Source organism: Granulicella sp. L46 (genome assembly GCF_009765785.1).
Taxonomy (GTDB): domain Bacteria; phylum Acidobacteriota; class Terriglobia; order Terriglobales; family Acidobacteriaceae; genus Granulicella.
This window is the reverse complement of sequence record NZ_LMUT01000009.1, coordinates 394,328-414,829: the sequence shown is the minus strand read 5'-3', so window position 1 is coordinate 414,829 and position 20,502 is coordinate 394,328. Positions and strand designations below refer to the sequence as shown.

General features: G+C 59.9%; 11 protein-coding genes and 1 pseudogene. 4 read left to right on the top strand and 8 right to left on the bottom strand.

Features of this window, described 5'->3' with window-relative positions; all coding sequences use genetic code 11:
• Window positions 1–8: 8 nt before the first annotated feature.
• The 4 genes and pseudogenes from GSQ80_RS08560 to GSQ80_RS23860 form a co-directional block, all read right to left on the bottom strand.
• On the bottom strand, window positions 9–2,219 hold the full coding sequence (locus tag GSQ80_RS08560) for a hypothetical protein (RefSeq protein ID WP_158787216.1): 2,211 nt from the start codon (window positions 2,217–2,219) through the stop codon (window positions 9–11).
• Window positions 2,220–2,229: 10 nt separating this feature from the next.
• Complete coding sequence (locus GSQ80_RS08555; RefSeq protein ID WP_158787215.1) at window positions 2,230–3,123, bottom strand: alpha/beta hydrolase family protein; 894 nt, start codon at window positions 3,121–3,123, stop codon at window positions 2,230–2,232.
• Window positions 3,124–3,131: 8 nt separating this feature from the next.
• Window positions 3,132–4,142: an L-rhamnose/proton symporter RhaT gene (locus GSQ80_RS08550; protein WP_158787214.1), complete on the bottom strand. Its 1,011-nt coding sequence runs from the start codon at window positions 4,140–4,142 to the stop codon at window positions 3,132–3,134.
• A gap of 1,272 nt (window positions 4,143–5,414) precedes the next feature.
• A pseudogene (locus GSQ80_RS23860) lies at window positions 5,415–7,322 on the bottom strand (TonB-dependent receptor domain-containing protein); the annotation flags it as partial.
• Between the two features lie 50 nt (window positions 7,323–7,372).
• Here GSQ80_RS23860 and GSQ80_RS08540 point away from each other — a divergent pair.
• The 4 genes from GSQ80_RS08540 to GSQ80_RS08525 are packed head-to-tail and all read left to right on the top strand — an operon-like array spanning window position 7,373 to window position 11,454.
• On the top strand, window positions 7,373–7,660 hold the full coding sequence (locus GSQ80_RS08540; protein ID WP_158787212.1) for a hypothetical protein: 288 nt from the start codon (window positions 7,373–7,375) through the stop codon (window positions 7,658–7,660).
• Window positions 7,657–8,586 (top strand): ROK family protein, encoded by a 930-nt coding sequence (locus tag GSQ80_RS08535; RefSeq protein ID WP_158787211.1) that lies wholly within the window; start codon window positions 7,657–7,659, stop codon window positions 8,584–8,586. The genes GSQ80_RS08540 and GSQ80_RS08535 overlap by 4 nt, the downstream gene beginning before the upstream one ends.
• Before the next feature lie 2 nt (window positions 8,587–8,588).
• Window positions 8,589–10,328, top strand: coding sequence for a class I mannose-6-phosphate isomerase (locus GSQ80_RS08530; RefSeq protein ID WP_158787210.1), 1,740 nt, complete (start codon window positions 8,589–8,591; stop codon window positions 10,326–10,328).
• A complete protein-coding gene (locus GSQ80_RS08525) occupies window positions 10,315–11,454 on the top strand; it encodes a DUF4185 domain-containing protein (protein WP_158787209.1) in 1,140 nt (379 codons plus the stop codon). Before GSQ80_RS08530 ends, GSQ80_RS08525 begins: the two co-directional genes overlap by 14 nt.
• Before the next feature lie 66 nt (window positions 11,455–11,520).
• On the opposite strand, the gene GSQ80_RS08520 is transcribed toward GSQ80_RS08525, so the two are convergent.
• The 4 genes from GSQ80_RS08520 to GSQ80_RS08505 form a co-directional block, all read right to left on the bottom strand.
• Window positions 11,521–13,371, bottom strand: a complete 1,851-nt coding sequence (locus GSQ80_RS08520; protein ID WP_158787208.1) for a gamma-glutamyltransferase family protein — start codon at window positions 13,369–13,371, stop codon at window positions 11,521–11,523.
• A gap of 68 nt (window positions 13,372–13,439) precedes the next feature.
• On the bottom strand, window positions 13,440–14,135 hold the full coding sequence (locus GSQ80_RS08515; protein ID WP_158787207.1) for a GntR family transcriptional regulator: 696 nt from the start codon (window positions 14,133–14,135) through the stop codon (window positions 13,440–13,442).
• A gap of 119 nt (window positions 14,136–14,254) precedes the next feature.
• Complete coding sequence (locus GSQ80_RS08510; RefSeq protein ID WP_158787206.1) at window positions 14,255–17,479, bottom strand: TonB-dependent receptor; 3,225 nt, start codon at window positions 17,477–17,479, stop codon at window positions 14,255–14,257.
• Window positions 17,480–17,823: 344 nt separating this feature from the next.
• The gene (locus GSQ80_RS08505) at window positions 17,824–20,352 is read right to left on the bottom strand and encodes a glycoside hydrolase family 3 protein (protein ID WP_158787205.1); all 2,529 of its coding nucleotides are present in this window, start codon (window positions 20,350–20,352) and stop codon (window positions 17,824–17,826) included.
• Window positions 20,353–20,502: the final 150 nt, after the last annotated feature.

The window sequence follows — 20,502 nt, the reverse complement described above, 5'->3', positions numbered from 1 at the left end:
CTGCACGCCTACATCGCGTGGATGCCCTGGTTGTTCACTCGGTACTGCCTGCCTTGATGCTGCAGGCCGTGCAGCTCTGCCTTCGCATCAAACGCCGCGAGCCGCGGCTTTGCACTAACACCATCCATCCGCATCTCTACGCCGAAGATGCTATCGAGTACGAGATCCGTGAATGCGCCTCCCGCAAGACAACACCACTCGTTCATGTAGGGCACATCGTTCGGACACTTGAACGCACCACCCTTCATCGTCGGCCATACATCTTCCACAAAGTGCGCCTGCCCGATGGGGCCCTGGTTGCCGGCTTTGGCTACCTCGCGCAACCAGCCGGCTACTTTCTCCTCGGGCTCTCCGAGCCGGTAGAGCGCCTTGGCCGACATGGGCGGCCAGGAAGCATAAGCACCGATAGCGCTGTGGTCGGGGCGGATGTTCCAGGTGACATCCGAGTCTCCGGCGGAAAGTGCGCGCATCCACTTGCCCGTGGCAAGCTCAGCCCAGAAGAATGCCGCCATTTCCTGCTTCTGCTGTGGACTGAGTGCTGTTCCCATGCTGTCCACAACGGCCAAAAAATCATAGCAGTGCCGCACCTCGTTGAATGTGCCATCGAGCTGCCCGGCACGCCACCATCCCTTGCCGGCCACATACAGCATGCGGTTGATTCTCCCCGCGAGGTCTTCGCTCTTGGCGCGTAATTCCCTGGCGCGGGTTGCATCGCCGCGTCGCTTCAACAGCTCGGCCACAAAGCGCATGTTCGCCACATTGCCGGCGTTCATCCCGGCCACTTCATGCACGTAGGTACTCACGACCTCCAGCAGATTTTCGATGTTGCCGTAGTCCGCAAGACCGCGGTCCGTATGTCGCAGCGTCTCCCAATACAGTGCGTGGTCCGCCAGGTGCGTCAGCACATTCTTTCCTGCGATTGTCTTATCCAACCACGCGAAGTCCCCGGTCGTTCGCAGGTAGTCGCGCGCGCAACCGACGATCGCCGTGTCGTTCACCGCGTACCACGGTCCTACACCGGTTCCAGTGACGTAGTCTGTTGCAAGGTGCTTGTGCATGTCCTCGCGCAGCCACACTTCGACTAGATTCCGCAGCGCCGCCGGATCGAGCAGCGCGAGGCTCAGCCCGGTCAATGATGTGTCCCAGGGGAACGATAGAGTGGGCAACGTGTGGCCGCCCAGTGTCACATAGGTCGGCCCATAGTTTGAGTCCGGTGAATACCGCCGCGCACTCATGAGGTTCTTGATGCCGTTAAAGTACAGTGCCCACAGCGTCTCATCCTCTGTGTGCAGTATGGGCAGGTGGCCCGAGAAATAAGAGTTGCCTGGAGTGAACAGTGCCCGCATCATCTCTGCATAGAAATGCTCATTCTGCCGCTCGACTTCGTCGAATGTTGCGTGCAGCTCATCGTGGAGGCGATTCGCTTTCTCTTCCGTGCCGGCCAACGCATTCACGTAACGAAATATATGGGACTCGCCTGGCTGCAGCCGCACCTTGTACTGCAGTATGTGCCCGCCTGCCAACGAATCCGCGCGCGGCTGCACTCCTTGTGCCGACGCCGCCTGCGAGTTGCGAGCCGCAAACGTGACCCGGCTTCGCTCCGCATCCCACTGCTGCGTGTTGCCGCCTTCGCCCGGACAGCCGGCCATCCAGAAGGTCGTCTTCTTCGTCACCGCCGCACGCATGTCGAAGGACAGCACAAAGCTGCGTACTGTTGTTGTGGTGTTCTTCAGCTCGATGCGCTGTGCGACGGCGCGCTGCTTCACCGGTATGAATGTCCGCGTGCGAAACCGCAGACCCTGGTATGTCTGTTCGCGGTCCACTCGCTGGGGTAGCCATCTGTACTTGACGCGATTTTGTGGGGCGATCGCCAGCAACTGCCCATCGACTGAAACCTCGCACGACGTCAGCAGGCCCGGGCTCCACGTTACATCCGGTACGCCACAACATGCGAACGGGGGAAACGTGATGCCTGTCACTCCCGAAACTGACTTCGAGACCTGCCCGTATCCCCACTCGTTTGCGAACACCGGCATCTGGAACAGGTCGGTGAATCCGAACTCCATCTCCACGCTCGCCAGATCCTCCGGCGTTGGCAGCGACGGTGGCACGGCCTTGACCGCCGCAAGCGCCGGAGACGCGAGCATCGCCGCGCCCGCACCTCCAAGCTTCAAAAACGTGCGGCGTTGCATAGCGGTCGAATCAAAAAAGCGACTCATGCCAGTCCTCTCAGCGAACAGCGGTTGAAGGTTTCTCAGTGGTACCAGGCGCACTCGCCGGCTCCACATGCATCTGCTTCGACAAAACTTCCAGCATCGTTGGTAAAGCCGCGTCCCAAAACGGCCACGTGTGCGCTCCGGGAAGCTCGTGGTACTCATAGGCAAACCCGTGCGAGGAGAGTTCCTCGACTACACGCCGGTTCGAGGACAGCAGCGGATCGCTCGCGCCGCACTCGAGAAAGAAGTACGGCTGCTGCGTGTGGTCAGCCGTGCCGATCAACGTGTCCACGTCGTTCTGCGTGCGTGTGGTGCTTCCCACTGCTCCAAACGCCTCATCCGTACTCGGCTTCAATTGCGGCATCACGCTCTCAATCCCCGACGGCCCTGCGAAGGCTCCGCTGATGCTCGCGGCAAACGCAAACGCTCCCGGATGCCGCAGACTGATCAGCATCGCACCATAGCCCCCCATCGAGATCCCCGCAACCGCGCGCTCGTGTGGAGACGCGATCGTTCTATAGTGAGCATCCACTTCCGCGATCAGGTCTTGAAGGACGTAATCTGCATAGCGATCCTTCGCGCGTGTCGCCGAGTTCACATACCAGGAGTTCCCGCCGCGCGGCGTGACCACGATCAGTTTGTAGGCAGAAGCATCCTCAACCAGGTGCGTCAGCGAAACGAAGTTCGTCTCGTCGCCCTGCCAACCGTGCAGCAGGTAGAGCACCGGGTAGCGCTCCTGTGATCCCGAATATCCCGCAGGCAATACGACCTCATACGGCATGTCCCGCGCGAGCGCTGTGCTGAAAAAGCTTTTCGACTCCGCCGTATCAACGGCCATGCCTTTGTCCTGCGCGGCTAGAGGCAGCGCAAGCAGGCAAGCGACCATCGCGATCGTCGGCACTCTCATCCCATCCCTCACGAGGTCGCTCGCGACAGCACAACCACCGCGCACACCAGGATCAGCACTGCCAAGCCCTGGACCCGAAGTGCACGCGATCCTGCGTTGCGCCACTCTCCTGTCCAAACACCCAACACGCTGGCCACGATCACGATCAGCGACATGAACAGCGGCCACCCGACGACCGGGCCGAGGTCCCCCAGAAATGCCGTCGCGATTCCATACAACACGCTGCTTCCAAACCACAGCACCGCCATCGCCATCGCCAGCAGCACATTTCTGCCCGAGTTCGCAGCCTTATAGTTCTCGGAGGTCCTTTGCTTGCGCAGGAGATAGGCGCAGTACAACAGGTTCGGAATCGCACCGCCCGCCAGCAGGGGTACCCAGATCGCATCTGTCCACCACAGCGCATTCGCATGGTGCGACGCCGCTGCGGCCGACAACGGTGTTCCGAAAGAGAAACCTACATTCATCATCGACGCGCAAATACCGCTGGCAATGGCCATCAGCAGGCCCACCCCAAAATGCGCCGTTCTGGCCTCGGCATGCTGGCTGCGGTCCCGCATTCTTCCTGCCACCGCGCTCACCGTGACGCCCAGCAGCACCAGCGCAATTCCTGCCAGCGAAACAAGTCCGCCACGCGTCAGCAGTTGATCCCTATGCTGCCCCACCAGTGGGATCAAGCTGCCCACCGCGGCCGAAATCCCCAGCACGATGGAAAAAGTTAGCGCGATGCCGATCTTATCGAGCGCGAGCCCGAAGAGGACCTGTGCCACACCCCACGCTGCTCCGCACAGCGCAACGGTGAGCGCAACGCCGCCTGCACCGGCAAGGATCCCTTCAAGCGCCGGGATCGTGGCCAACGCGAGCGCGCTCGGCAGGAGCAGTAGGGCGAAGACGCTCCACACTAGCCATGTATTCTCCCACGCCCAGGCACGAACAAACTTCATCGGCAGCGAGAAGCTCGCATTCATGATGCCCGCCAGAATCAGCAGACACATGCCACCCACAATGTTGTGCATCGGCATCCTTTCTCGGACGGATGCGGGCCGCTTGCATGAGACGAGCAGCCCGCTTTGCCATTAGAACAACAACTTCAAGGAGAACTGCGCCTGCCGAGCGGTTCCATTGCCAATCTGCCCGTTGCCCGTCTGGTTCGCGACCGTGGAGGATGTTATCCCGAAGTTCGAATTGGGCGTGCACGTTGCGGTCTGCCCAGCAGCGCCGTACGTCAGTACGGAGCAGAGGCCGCCGTCCGGATTCGCGTAGTTCGGGTGGTTGATGATGTTGAACAGGTCGGTGCGGAACTGCAGCGCGACCTTGTGGGTCAGGGCGAAGCTCTTCATCGCCGAGAAGTCCCACTGGAAGAATCCGGGTCCACGCAACCAATTACGGCCCACGTCGCCGAGATTCTGTCCCGGCGTACCGTCGTAGCCTGTCGGCACTGAAAACGCCGCGGCGTTATAAGACCCACCGGGGTTCAGCCACGTGATGTGCGACAGATAGGGATTCTGTCCCGGCACGTAGTTGGGCCGCACCGGGTTTCCAAAGATGCCACTGATCAGCGTGATGTCTTCGGACAAACCGCCGCGCGCCTGGAAGATGCTGGAAAGCTGCCACCCGCCGCCTACGATCCGTTCCAACGTCGGGCGGTCATGCAGGTCGGAGAAGTCGTACACCGCGCTTGCCGTAAAGTTGTTGCGTACGTCGATGTCGCCGCTCGATCGGTCGAATAGCGGGTTATATGGATTGGCGAAGCCCTGGAAGACGTTCACCATGTCGTCGATCTCGTGCGACCAGGTGTAGTTCAGTTCGGTGTTGAGGTGGTGGTAGTTGCGCCGCAACTGTACCTGTAGTGACTGATAATTTGACCCCAACACGTCGCCCAGATAATTCTCATCCGCAAAGCCACTATGCGGACGGGTGCCAATGTTCGGGTTTGCGTTTTGCGGATTCTCATTGACCGCCGCGAAATTCACGCCGGCCTGCTGATGGTTCACGCGGTTCGCGCTGTAGTTGACCACCATCAGAAACTGACCGGGCAACTGTTGTTCGACGCCAACCAGCCAGTTCAGCGCGTTCGGGTCCTTGGGATGCTGCGGGAAAGAGTACACCGTCTGCGTGCCCACGGGCAGCGCTGGGTTTGGCTCAGGGAAGGTGATGTTCTCCTGGAACAGGTTCACGCTATAGGTCGCATAGGTCGGGTCGTTCGAGGACAGGTCGAAGCTCAGCCACATGGGCAGGTAGAACATGCCGCCGTACGCATGAATGACCGTCTTGCCAGTGCCGAACGGGTCGTACGCGATGCCGACGCGCGGAGCGAAATCAGCCCGCGGCGCCGAGTACGGAGGCAGCGTTCCGGACAGAATCGTCTGCGTCGCAATGTCGAAGTTCGGCATATGATTGTGCGCTTCGTTCCACATCGTGTTGTAGTCGTAGCGCAGGCCAAGGTTCAGCACCAGCTTGCGCGTCACATGCCAGTTGTCCTGCACGTAAAAGTCGTACTCGCTGTTGTGCAGGCCGAGTGATCCTGCGAATCCGTTCTTCTGCAGCACAAACGGCACGTTGTCTTCCAGGTTGCTCACGCTCGCGAACTGATAAGACTGCAAGGGAGACAGCGCCTCGACCTGCCGATTGACACGAATCTGCGTACCGAACTTCAGTTCGTTCGTATGGAACGTCTTCGTTACATTGTCGAAGAGCTCATACGTACTGTAGGCGTTGGTCTGATTGAAGGTATTCGCTCCCGGTAATGAGCCGAGATCCGTAAAGAAGCCCGCGATGATGTAGTACGGCTGCACTGTGTCCGACGCTGTGGTGGAGTAAAAGCGCGTGTAACCGAGACTCGCCTGGTTCAACAGCGACGAGTTGAAGACATGCGTCTCATCCAGCTTGACCAACTGCGTGCGCAGGCTCTGCGGCGAGGTTTGCCCCAGGTTCGGACCGTAGGTGTCCTTCGTGGTTGAGTCGTTGATGTTGTAGCGGAGCATCCACCGGTCTGAGCCGGACATATCCCAGTCCAGACGTGCCGAACCCGTGTCTTCGTCCAGGATCGAGGGCAGCGCCGTCGGCGAAACCACGAACTGCGCTCCGCCCGCGTCCGTTTCGGATGCCAGGGGCTGATAGACACAGGAAGCAGGCGTCGGAATCACATCGCAGCCCGCGGGCAGCGGCGCAAGCTGCGCAAGAACAGGCTGCATCGAAGGCACAAACTGCGTTCGCACATAGGCGCTCAGCGTGTGGTTCAGAGGGTTCAGCGTAGTCACATGCTGCCGCGAGCCTTCGTAGTTCGCAAAGAAGAAAAGCTTGTTGTGAAAAATGGGGCCCGAAAGGTTTCCACCGAACTGGTTCAACTGCAGCGGCTCTTTGGCTCCCGTATCAAAGTAATCGCGGGCGTCCAGCGCGTCGTTGCGGAAGAACTCAAACGCCGTCCCATGAAACTGATTCGTTCCACCCTTGGTGATGATGTTCATCTGCGGCCCCAACGAGTGCCCCGTCTCCGCCGAGTACCCGTTGTTCGCAAAGTCGATCTCCTGGATGCTGTCGATGCTCGACCGCGTGATGTGCGGCTGCTCCTGACCTTCCGTATTCAAAAAGCCCGTGATGTCGCCGCGCACTGCGCTCTGGCCGTCCACCGTAATGTTCAGACCGCTGAAGATATTTTCCAGACCATTGACGCTGCCCTGAAACTCCGGCGTTGAGCCAACCGACCCAGGCGAAATTTCAAGAAACGCGTCCACGTCACGCCCGTTCACTGGCAGGTTCTCTACCTGCTTCGAGTTGAACGTCTCACCGCTCACCGCCGACTCGCTGTTTACGCTGGTTGCAGTTCCCGTCACGGTCACCGTCTCCGTCGCGCCCGAGGCGGCAAGCTTCAGCGTCACATGCACAGCCGCGCCGACGTTGAGCACCACGTCGTTGCTGGTGGTGGTCCCAAATCCTGCGGCCGTCGCCGTCACGGTGTATGTCCCAGACGGCAGGTCAGACGCGCTAAATATACCGACGCCATTGCTCTTGAGCGTGACCGTGGCTCCCGTGCCAGTGTTGGTCACCGTGACGCTCGCTCCTGGAAGAAGCGCTCCAGAGCTGTCGACGGTTGTGCCGGTCAGGGTTCCCGAATCAAACTGCGCGACTGCCGAGCCCACACTCAACCCAAGCAGGCAAAGAATCCCGAGAAGAAAAAGGAGAGGCTTCTTGCGTTCTCTCATGAAAACAGACCTGTTCATTGCGTAACCTCCGCGAGTTTGGAAAGAACCAAATGGCCTACCGTTTACCCGCGGGCAATCCTATGGAAAACGAGGTTCCTTCGTCAAGCACAAAGTTTCTTTTACCATCTAAACGAACAAAAGATCGTTACTTTAAGCCTTGGCCGTACCACGCCATTGCCGATGGATTAATCAGCATAAATTACACACATAATAAGAGTTACCGCGCCAGCAATGTAATTAATTTGGTGAAGCCGGAACTAGAGGATTCATCTACAAAAGAACATTGTGCTGGACAAGCGAACGCCCGTCTCTTTATAGTTCATCCGGAGCACTCATGACTCTTCTCGGCCTCGATCTCGGCGGTTCTCACGCATCCTGCACCCTCATCCAGGGACAAACCGTCCTGGCGACAGAGCATCTTGCCTTTGCCGACAGCACCCGCTTCGCTGCCGTCGAGCCGGAGATTGCCGCTGCTCTTCAGGGCCTCGCACAGTCCTCCCCGGAACCCGTTACCGGTCTCGGCGTCGGCTTCGCTGGCCTGGTCGACTCTCGCCGCAACTGCGTGACCTCAACCAACGGCAAGTACGAAGACGCTCCCGCCTTTGATTTCGATGCCTGGGGCCGTCGCAGGCTCGGTATCCCCGTTCGGCTTGAAAACGATGCGCGTCTCGCACTGCGCGGAGAGATGTACGCCGGGGCGGCCCGAGGCGTCGCAGATGTCGTCATGTTCACGCTCGGCACCGGTATCGGAGGCGTCGCTGCCATTGAAGGCAAGCCGCTGCTCGGCGCCCACAGCCAGGCCGGCGTTCTTGCAGGCCATGTGCAAGTTCGGGCGAACGGGCGACGCTGCACCTGTGGTGGCCGTGGTTGTGCGGAATCCGAAGCTGCCGGGTGGTCGCTGCCGCTGGTTTGCCGCGAATGGCCCGGCTTCGAGCGCAGCAGCCTTGCCAGCGCCCCACTCGACTTCAAGACCCTTTTCGCAGCCGCCGCCGCGAACGATACGGTCGCCACCGAAGTCCTCGACCACTGCCTTACGGTCTGGGGCATGATGACGGTCGCTGCCGTCCATTCCTTCGACCCCGACCTAATCGTCTTCGGCGGCGGCGTTATGCGTGCGGCGGACCGCATTCTGCCGTTTCTGCAGAAGTACGTCGACGAGAGTACCTGGACGCCTTGGGGCAAAGCCAGGATCGTGCGCGCGCAGCTGGACGACCATGCCGCCGCCCTGGGTGTCCCTACACTCTTCGCGGAAGGAGCACGCTAGCTATGTACGACAGGGCTCCATTCATCGCAGCAGGCGAGCGCGAAGAATGTCTCGCCGGCTGGTCCGCGATCACCTCCGTTCTACGTGAAGCGGCGGGGCCCATCTGCATCGAATGCTATCCGGGTGTACTCCTCGACGAGGTGCAACACGCGCTCGCTGAGTACATGCCCGAGTGGCGAGTCATCCTCGCCGGTGACGCTCTACTGCCGGAAGCCGTACTCGAGGCCCGCTTCGCGGAGCTCCTCACCGACGACCCCGTCTTTGGGCGGATGAGTCAAACCGCGCTCGTTGACTTCTTCGATCCGGAAGCTCTCTCACGTCTGCGTAGCGAGGCCGTCACCCATCGCAAAACCATCGTGCTCGGTACCGGGGCAACGCTCATCCTGCCCGAGCCCTCCACGCTTGTCTACGCCGACATGGCACGCTGGGAGCTACAGCGCAGACAGCGCGAAAATCTTATTCCGAACCTAGGGCTTCTCAACTACACGGAGCGGCCTGCGCTGAAGTACAAGCACGCCTTCTTCCTGGACTGGCGCGCCGCCGACCGCACGAAGACTGCCCTGCTTCCGCGCATTGATTTCCTGCTCGATACCAACAAGCCCGGCGCACCCAATATGGTGTCAGGCGACGCCTTCCGCCACGGCCTCCGCAAAGCAGCCTCGCAACCGTTTCGTGTCGTCCCGTTCTTCGATCCAGGTCCGTGGGGCGGCCACTGGATGGAGCGCATCCTTAATCTTCCCGACGACGGTGCACCCAACCACGCGTGGTGCTTCGACTGTGTTCCTGAAGAAAACAGTCTTCTGCTCGGTTTCGGCAATTGCCGCGTCGAGATCCCAGCACTCGATCTCGTCCTTCAGCATCCGCGCGAATTGCTGGGCGACGATATCTTCGCTCGCTTTGGAGCCGAGTTTCCTATCCGCTTCGACTTCCTCGACACCGTCGGGGGCAGCAACCTATCACTCCAGGTGCATCCGCTCACCGCGTACATCCGCGAACACTTTGGTACGACCTATACGCAAGATGAAAGCTATTACATGCTTGACGCGCTTCCCGGAGCGCACGTCTACCTCGGCCTCAAAGACGGCGTCGACCCTCAACGGATGATCGCAGACCTCGAGCGCGCCGATAACGGCGATTTCGATTTTCCCGCCTCCGAGTACGTCAATCAATTCCCTGCGCGTAAGCATGACCACTTCCTGATCCCTGCTGGCACCATACATTGCAGCGGCGCTGATTCCATGGTGCTCGAAATCAGCGCCACACCCTACATCTTCACCTTCAAGCTCTGGGACTGGGGACGCGTCGGGCTCGATGGCACACCACGGCCCATCCATCTTGAACATGGCGTGCGCAACATCCAGTGGGATCGCACGACGGAATGGGTGTGCAACAACCTGGTCAATCAGTTTGTGCCCCTGTCTTCCGGCGAAGGCTGGCGTGAAGAGCGCACCGGGTTGCATGAGCTCGAGTTCATAGAAACCCGCCGCCATTGGTTCACTGGCACTGTCCCGCATGAAACCGCGGGCACTGTGCACGTCCTCAATCTCGTCGAAGGCGAAGAAGCCGTCGTCGAAAGCCCGCACCATGCCTTCGAGCCCTTCATCATCCACTATGCTGAGACCTTCATCGTTCCCGCTGCAGTCGGGCCGTATACCATTCGTCCTCATGGGCCATCCGTCGGCAAAGAGTGTGCCACGATGCTCGCCTACGTCCGGAAAGAGATGCCTCATGATGCTTCCTAAGCGCCCATCCATGCGCCTGCTTCTCACTGTGTTCGCTGCGCTCTTCTTTGCAGCGCATGCGCACGGGTCGTCGGCGCCGTGCAACGCGACCTTTGCGCCCGAGACCGGCAAAACCTTCGGCTGGCAAGGTGCGGACGCTGCCTACTCCATCCCTCTCCCTGACGGGCGCGACGTCTGGATCTTCGGCGACACACTTTACGGCACCCACCGCGTTGTAGACGGCAACAATCCCCTCATGGTCCACAACTCCCTTGGCATTTCCACCTGCGGCGGCGGTCACTGGAAGCTCCGCTACAGTCTCCGCCATGATGCCAAGGGGAATCCGCTCAGCTTCTTTTCACCCGCGGACCCCGCACACTGGTACTGGGCGCTCGACGGCTTTTACGCCAACGGCGATTTGTGGGTTACCTTGCTTTGCATACGCCACGCCACCACGTCTGCACAGGCGGGCGTGGACTTTGAAACGTGTGGCTCTGATCTCGCACAGATTTCCGGACTCGACCGCGATCCTGAGCATTGGCAGGTGACCATTCATCCCCTGGTGCCGGATGGCGTCAAAGCCTACCCCTCCGCCACCACCGTAGTGCACGACGGTTATGCATATCTGTTCGCGAGCTATGAGAGCGGCACACGCCCACTGCTGGTTACGCGCATCCCGCTCACCGGCCTCAACGATCCCGCTGCGCACCTCGAATACCTGGGCGACGATGACGCCTGGCACCCTGGCTTCGACCCCGCCCATGCCAAACAAATCATGTCGCAAGGGAGCTCCGAACTCTCCATCCGCTATCACCCAGAGCTGAAGGAATGGCTCGCAGTTTCCTTCGACCCCGCCGCCTTTTCTGACCGGATTATCCTGCGAACAGCGCCCAACCTCACGGGCCCTTGGAGCGACCCGCACGACGCTGCCACGCTCTACCGTGTTCCTGAAATGCAAGCAGGGCCCAAGCATGACAAAAACATCTTTTGCTACGCCGGCAAGGAGCACCCCGAGTTCGAGGTTCCCGGCGACATCGTCTTTACCTACGTGTGCAATACGTTTTCGCCACCAGAGCTGACGAGTCGTCCTGACATCTACTTACCTCAAGTCATCCACAAGCCGATGATGCCGACTGCTTCGCATTAGGTCGGTGGCGAACGGGATCGTCATTCGACGATCCGTGTTACGGTTGCGGAAACTTGTTGCCGCACGCTAATAGGCCAGCGCCACACCATCCGCGCGCATCTCGCTTGCGGCGGCATATACCCGCTCCCCATTGGGTTTGCGCAACTCCACGCACTCATACCGACCGAATCCGCCATCGCTCTTGCCCATCGGCCATCCCATGGCAATCAGCGCCTTCCGTGTCTCTTCAGGAACCCCCGCCTCCAGCCGCAGAATGCCCCTCGGCCCCAAACCTGCCGGATCTTCGCCCATGCTCTGCGACGACCCCTCGTGATGCCAACGGGGACTATCTCCCGCCGCCTGCACATCCAGGCCATAGTCCACGCGATTCAGCATGATCTGCGTTTGCCCCTGCGGTTGCATATCGCCGCCCATCACGCCGAACGCAAGCCACGGCGCGCCGTCCTTCACCGCGAACCCAGGAATAATCGTCTGGAACGGTCGCTTGCCGGGCGCATAAATGTTTGGATGCCCATCCTTCAGCGAGAACAATTCGCCGCGATCCTGGAACATGAAACCCAGCCCGTCGGCTACCAGGCCCGATCCCATTCCCCGAAAATTCGATTGGATCATTGACACCATCATGCCGTCTTTATCCGCCATGCTGAAGTACGTCGTATCCCCATGGCTAGGCGCCTGTCCCGGATACACAGGCTCGAGGATCTTATCCATGCGGATCAACTTCGCCCGTTCCTTCGCGTACTCCATCGAGTTCAACCACTCCACCGGCACCTTCGAAAAATGTGGATCCGCGTAGTACCGCGCGCGGTCTTCATACGCCAGCCGCTTGGCCTCGATCTGCACATGCAGCGCCTGCGCACTCTGGAAACCCATCCCGCGCACATCGAACTGCGAGATCATATTCAGCATCTGCAACGTCGCCAGCCCCTGCGTATTCGCCCCCATCGCATACACATCCACTCCGCGATAGTTCGTCACCAGCGGCTTCACCCACTCCGCATGTTGCTCGCGCAGGTCCTCCACAGACAGCCATCCACCAATCCGCTTGAAGTAGGCATCAATCGTCTGCGCAATCGGGCCGTCATAGAACGCGTCGCGCCCACCCTCAGCGATGATCCGATACGTTTTCGCCAGATCCGGATTTCGAAACACGTCATACTCGTTTATCGGCTTCCCCATCACCTGGTAGGTATGCACCGCGTTCGCCGTCTCTTCCACGCCCGACCCCGCTCGCACGAACGCTGCCATATTCCGCTTGATGTAGTACCCGATAATCTGCGGCACCGGAGCCCCGTTCTCGCAATAATGAATGGCCGGCTCGAACAACTCTGCCCACTTCAACTTTCCGTATCGCTGATGCAGCGTCCACCACGCGTCTAGAGCTCCCGGCGTCGACACGGCAATCGCGCCGAGCGGAGGAATCACTCCATTCTTCGCCCTCGCTCTCACCATCTCCAGCGTCAGCGACTTCGGCGACCGGCCCGACCCCGCCAGCCCCATCACGGCCCCCGCCTTCGGATCCCAGAGCAGCGCATAGCAGTCGCCGCCCAGCCCCGAGCTCGTCGGTTCCACCAGCCCCAGCACGGCGTTCGCAGCCACCGCTGCGTCGACCGCCGACCCACCCTTCTTCAGCATCTCGATCGCCGCCTGCGTCGCCAACGGATGCGCTGTGCCCGCCGCGCCCGAACATCCCAGCGCCGGCGACCGCGTCGTAAAGCTCGCGCCTGCTGGCCGATCCCCCGCATGCACATCCGGCCGATCGAACTTGTCTTCACCCGCCGCCTGAAACTTCGGCAGCTCGTTGGCCGCGGCGCTGGCTTGCTCTATTCCTGTACTCTCCGGCGTCTCACTCTTCATCAATGCCGACGAACCCGCCGCAGCCAACGGAAGTGTTGCAAGAAAAGTACGACGAAGCATAACAATCTCCTTCAATTCGGCATGATGCTTTTCGATCGAATAACCTGCATCGGCGGTGTTTTCGACTCTTACGCCCGAGCCTCTACTAAATCATCTTCTGCTTCGTCCCCAGCCAGCTCCGCGTCAGGCGCCAACGATCGCAGCAGCGTATCGCGGACAAACAGAATATGGTCATGCATCTCGCGCTTCGCCAATTCAATGTCTCCGTCCCGCAGCGCCATGTAAATCTTCTGGTGACTCGACGGTGCGGTCGTAGCCGAAAGATAGAACGTCGCCATCCGGCACAGCAGACTCTTCTGTTGAATGTTGTCCAGGATCCTGCCAAATTCGGGGTTTCCCGTGGACCTTGCGATCAGCCCATGAAAGTGGATGTCTTCCTCGATATGGCTCAGTTTATCGCCTGCCTCGAGATTGGCTCGCGTCCGTTCGATACTTGCTGCCATCTGTTCCAGCAGCTCCGGCGTTATGCTGGCGGTACTCACCGCATGCACCTCCAGCAGCGCGCGCACGTCGTACAAGTCGTGAACCTCCTTGGCCGAGAACTTGCGTACATAAGCGCCTCGCCGCGCTTCGATATTGATCAGGCCTTCACTTTCCAGCCGCATCAGCGCCTCTCGCACCGGCGACTTGCTGATGCCGAGCGCACTGGATAAATACTCCTCCGTGAGCTTTGATCCTTCAGGAAATGATCCATTGAGCAGCTGTCGTTTGACGCTTTGGTAAGCCTGCTCGGTGAGGTTTGGGTTTTTCGTGAGTTTCAACATATCTAAGGTCCACGCGGATTCTACCTGACACGCATGTCTCTTCGCCTCAAAGCAGTCTAATAAGAAAAGAAAAATGCGCCGCGTGGGCCAACCGGCTCTCCCACGAGGCGCACTCCCTTCTAGAAAACGAACTTTGCGCTGAGTTGAAGCTGCCGCGAAGACCCACCATCGCTGGTGGCAAAGCGCGTGGCTGTGATCTGGCCAAACGTTGCGGATTGCACATTATTCGACGGCTGACCGAAGTTGGGATGATTGAGAATGTCGAACGCATCCACACGCAGAATGAAGGAAAGGCTCTTGAACAATCTCGTCTCTTTCTCCCCTGAAAGATCAAGGTCCGCAAATCCCGGCCCTGTGCCGCGGTTGCGCTGCATATTGCCGAGCCCCGTGTAGGCGGTCGGCGCCGTTGCGCCCGTTGCGTTCGCCTGCGTTCCCACAATCTGGTACACGCATGCCGATGTCGCATTGGTCAGGTCGCACACCGCACCGCCGTACGCCAAGCCTCCAGGATTTGCGAAGTAGCTGACATTGGCCGATCCAATAATCTGCTGCTTGTGTCGCGTGATCGGCTTCAGCAGGTTCGGGCGGATCAGGCCGCTGTTGCCGTTATACCCGTCGCTGCTCGCGACGATGTTCACGGGATTGCCCGTCTGGTACTGGAAGATGCTCGTCAGCCGGTAACCCGACACCCACCGATTGCGCTTGAACGGCAGCGCATAGATCGCGTTCGCCGCAAAGTGATTCCGCACGTCGAAGTCCGAAAGCCCATAGTTCTGAGAAGGATTGTTGCTGTCCGGCAGCACAGCTCCCCCCTGCGAGCCGAGCGAGTTGATGTCCATCGACTTCGTCCACTCATAGTTCATATCGAACTGCAGCCCATTCGACATAGTCTTCGACAGTGTCACCCACATCGCGTTGTAGTTCGAGTAGCCAATACTGTTGTCCTCCGCAATGTTCGAGGCAATCGATGCTCCCGGAGCGATCGGGCTGTCGGCCGCGAGATTCAGATAAGGCCGCGGGCTCGGTGCATTCGTCGGCCCGTTCGCCTGGTTGGGATCGGTCCGAATCAGCAGGTGATGACCCGTCGAGCCGTAGTAGCCGATGCTCGCCACCATGCTCCACGGCATGGCCTGCTGCACGTTGAAGTTGAAGTCCTCCACGTACGCATTGCGGAAGTTCGGGTTCACCCATCCGAGCGCGAATCCGGAAGCAGCCTTCGCCGAAGCATATAGATTATTCATCGGAATCGGCGCCGCACTGTTGCTGTAGGAAACCGCCGTAGTGAACGGAGGATTGCCCGTCAGGATGCTGACCGTGCCGGCCACCGGTTGATCGACCAGCATGCCATACGCCCCGCGCAACACCGTCTTGTTGTTATTGAAGAGGTCGTAGGCGAAACCCACGCGCGGCTCCAGATTGTAGTTCTGCTTGTAGGCTCCATCCGCGGGAACCCCATTCGTCCCAGCCTGCGTCAGCGTGACGTTCGAGGGATTGAAGATCGAGATCCGGTTCTCGCCTTCCACCGGCGTTCCGTTCCACTCGAATCGCAGTCCACCCTCAAGCGTCAAACCCGGCAAAATCCGGTAGTTGTCCTGAATAAATCCCGCCGCCGCATCCGCATAGATGCGGTAGTCGATGATGTTCGGCTGAATGCTGAACACCGGCGTCACATCGGTCGCGAGATTTACGCTCGACAGCGTCATGGTGCCGATGTTGCCCGCGAAGCTGTAGTAAAGATAGCGCCGGAACTCGCCACCCCACTTGATCGTGTGCTTGCCCTTCAGCATCGTCACCGTATCCGACAACACACCGGTGGTGGTATTGCGGCCCTGCGGGAATCCCGACGGCCCGCCCACCGTGAAGCCCACATCCGTGATCGTCGTCTGCGGAATACCTACATTGCCAGTTAGCCCGTCAACGAGCCCTATGCTTGCCGGATCGATTAAGTTCGCCGGGTGAAACGCAATCGAGATTCGGTTGAAACCCAGTCGCGCTTCATTCGTCACGTTCGAATTGAAGATATGGACGTACTGCAGCGTCCCGATCTGTCGATGCGCAGCCCGGTGGTCCCCCCAACCTGGCAGTGTGTCGCCCTGTAGCGCTGGTTCGGTGCGCACGTCTTTTTGGAACGCATAAAACCCGTGCAGCGAATCATTCTGCCCCAACTGCTGCAGGACGTCCCCGGTGTACTGGTCGATCTGCACCGGACCCGGAGTGAACGACACATAGTTTGACCCGCTGTTCGGCAGCGGAATCAGCGCAGCAAACGCCGCGGCAATTGGGGCAACCGCAGCATTCGCCGCATACGCCGCCTGCTGTGCGGGACTGAACACCGGGCTGTTCTGCAAAATTCCCTGGTGCTGACGTAGACCCTCGTAGCTAAAGAAGAAGAACGTATGCCCCTTCCACACCGGTCCGCCTACGGATCCGCCAAAGTTGTTGCGCTGCAGCGGAGCCTTGGCGCCCGTGTCCCCTACCAGCGGAAGCCCCGTGCTCGTGTTGTAGCTGCGGTTGAAGTAGTTGCGAGCGTCCAGCGCATCATTTCTGAAGTAGTCGAACAGCTCGCCATGGAAATGGTCCGTGCCCGATCGCGTCGCCACCGTCACAATCGAGCCATCGCTGCGGCCATACTCGGCACTGAAGGTTTGGTTGTTGATCCTGAACTCGGAGGTCGTGTCGATTGAGGGCTGGAAGGTGATTTGGTTTTGGCTGATGTCATTCAGGTTGATGCCGTTGATCTGGAAGTTGACAGAGTCTTCGCGATTGCCCGCCGTGATGAACGAGTTCGCGCCCAAGCCGCGGCTCGGCGCCGTTAAACTCCCGGCCGTGTCCGCCACCACGCCCCCTGGCGTCAACACCGTGAGATCGAGAAAGTGACGCCCATTGAGCGGCAACTCCTGTACCGTATTCCGGCCAATCACCTGACCGACCGTGATCGTGCTGGACTCAATCTGCGCTACAGCGCTGCTCTCGACTTGCACCGTTTCACCAGCCGAAACAACCGCCAACTTCGGATCGACCGTGAGACTTTGCGCGACCTGCAGCGTAATCTTTTCGATCGTATCTGCACTGAATCCCGCCGCCGTCACCCGCACCTTGTAGTCCCCAGGCTGCAGTGAAGCGACCACGTAGGCGCCCGCACTATCCGTCATCACCGTCCGTTCCAACCCCGTCGCCAGCGAATGCACAACCACCTGGGCATGCGCGACGGCAGCGCCTGTCGGATCGGTCACGGTCCCCGACAGCGTCGCCGTCGATTGTGCCCATGCCCCTGTAGCAAATAATGCCAGGAACACCAGCGTCAGAATGAAACTGCGTTTAGGTGAATATTTGAGAATAGTCATGTAGCCTCCGAAGTTTAAGTAAGGAGAAAAGGGACCATACACGAGGGCGGTGGCCCCTTTATGCACTAGCTGGGTGGTGAATAGAAAAGATATATCACATATCAGGAACGGTTACACCCTGAAAATAAACAGGGTCCGCTCTCCGCGATGGGTGTTGCGCAAGAGTTGTCCTGATGGACGGCGGCGCGGGTAGGCCGCGACGGGAATCATTTCCGGCTGCAATTTCCAGCGCGCTGTGATTCTCCAGCAGACAGACGAATAGGCAGGCACCAGCATAACCACTGGGTCTGCGCGCAGCAGCATCTTGTGCATCGGCAAACGATGCGGCCAGAAGGGGGGGTCGTCTAAGGGGCTACGGTGAAGTCGGCGACCTCGGGGGTTTGGGCGCTGTTGCCGCCCGCGTAGGCCTTGAACGCGCCGGGATCGATCTTCCAGTTGTGGTCCTCGACGCTGTAATAGGAGAGGTCGCGCGGAGTGAGCTTGAACTGCACGCGCTGGGTGGCGCCAGCTGCAAGGCTTACACGCTCGAAGCCCTTCAACTCTTTGGCGGGGCGCCTGACCTTGGCAGAGGGGTCGCCGACATAAAGCTGCACGACGTCAGAGCCGGCGCGCTTGCCGGTGTTGGTTACGTCAACCGAGACGGTGACAGTAGTAGCCTCACCCTTACCTTCGACGGCTACCTTAATGTGGCCATAGCGGAAAGTCGTATACGTGAGACCGAAGCCGAAGGGGAAGAGCGGCTGCTGCTCGGGCGTGAGCTGCTCGCTGGTGTAGTAGCGATAGCCGTTGAAGAGGCCTTCGCTGTAGTTGACGGTGATGATGTCCTCGGGCTTGGCAGGCATTGCGGCCGGGTAGTAGGTGTTGTGGACAGGGTCAGTCGCCCACGAGCGATCGAAGCTGAAGGGCAGCCGGCCTTCTGGCGCACGATCCCCGAAGAGGACTTCGGCGAGAGCCGTGCCGCCGGCCTGGCCGGGATAGTAGTTGTGGAGGACGGCAGGGACGCCATTGATCCACGACATCGCGTCGACGGCGCCACCAGCGGTGATGACGACGATAGTGTGCTTGTTGACAGCAGAGACCGCGCGGATCAGCGCGTCCTGTCCCCAGGGAAGCTCGAAGGTGCGATCAAAGCCTTCGCTTTCTGTTGAGCCGTTGAAGCCTACGCTCAGAACAACCGCATCGGCAGATGCCGCGATCTTGAGCGTAGCGGGGTCGATGAGATCGTGCTCGCTGCGAATGCCAAAGGCGATGCTCTGGCCGGCGGAGAACGGGTGATAGATGAGGGTGAAGTGGATGGGCTGGCCGGCATGCAGGGTCAGCGTGCCAGTCTTGGGAGCGTGACCTTCGCGAAGCGGCTGATCGAGTAGGGGTTTGCCGTCGACTTGCAATTCAAAGCGATCTTGTCCAGGCGCGGCAGCGACAAACAGATGCGAACCGTCTTCCTTCGGTGTGTAGACGCCGGTGTAGCGGACGGTCTGCGGAGTCTTGGCGGGCGGCCTGAACATCTCGCCGGTCCAGCTAGCGATGCGATGAGGCGAGCTCACGACGGGCGTTCCGGTGGTGTCTGCCCCTTCGAAGATTTCTTCCTTCAGTTGTGTGAACTCAGTGTGGAAGAAGATGTCCTGGATGGACGGGATGCCGCGCGCGTAGAGAACATTCACTTTGCCGGCGAGAGAGTTGCTGAGGCCATTGAGAATGCTAACGGCCTGGAAAGGCTCGACGGTTGAGCTGCCACCTCCGCCCGAGACAGCGGGCGATGCGTCAGGACCGATGACGGCGATGGTGTGAATGCGCGCTGCATTGAGCGGAAGAAGGTCGCCTTCGTTCTTCAGCAGCGTGAGGCTTTCGCGCGCGCCTTCGAGCGAAACCTGCGCACCGTGCTGATTGTCCTGCGAAATCGTGGCGTCTAGCTGATCACGATCGAGGAAGCCGAACATGAGGGTGACGCGGAGCAGGCGGCGAACCTTGTCGTCGAGTGTGGCTTCCGAGACGGCGCCGCTCTTGAGTGCCGCGCTGATGGTGTCGGCGGTCATGAACTTCGCGTAGGGCATCTCGAGGTCGAGCCCGCCGTTGGCTGCGGCCACACCGTCGTACGTGGCATCCCAGTCGGACATGAGGAGGCCATTGAAGCCCCAATCTTTTTTGAGGATGTCGATGTTGAGCACCTTGTTCTGTGTGGAGTGCTCGCCGTTGACAAGGTTGTAGCTGTCCATGACGGCGCAGACGTGGGCCTGCTGGACGGCGGCCTGGAAGGCCGGGAGGTAGAGCTCGTGGAGCGTACGCTCGTCGACGACGCTGTTAATGTTGTGGCGATCGTACTCGGAATTATTGGCAGCGTAGTGCTTGACGGTGGCGCACACACCTTGGCTCTGCACGCCGTCAATGTAGCCGACGTCCATGTGCGCGGCGAGGTACGGATCTTCGCCGAAGTACTCAAAGTTGCGGCCGTTCATGGGAGCGCGGTAGATGTTGACGCCGGGGGCGAGCAGGAAGTGAACGCCACGGGCGCGCGCGTCCTGGCCGAGGGCGACGCCTTCACGTTCGGCGAGCTTAGGATCCCACGTCGCGGCAAGCGCAACGCCCGCCGGATAAGCTGTTGTCGGTCCCCAGGTGCGGACGCCTAACGGGCCGTCGGACATTTTGAGTTGGGGCAGGCCAATGCTGGGCGCTGGGAAAGTGTAGAAGTTTTCGGTGCCACCGATGAGCTGAATCTTCTCGGCAGTGGTCAGCTTTCCCAGCATCGCGTCAATGCGCTGCTCGATCGCCGGAGAGTCGGGGACGGGGCCTTTGGGGATGGGGGCCTGCGCGAAGCTGATGGGGGCGAGCGAGAGGGCGAGGACGGCGGCGGAGCACAGCGAGAGCCTACGGGTCATGGGACAACTTTCCAGAGGTGATACGAAGTTGGCGACGAGGAGATGCTCTCGCCGGGATCGATGAAAAGCCTACATCAAGGTCGAAGATTTTGCGCGAGAGGCGGCGGCTAGCTTTCGGCCGCTAAGCGAAAGGCCCGCAGGGGAGCAGTA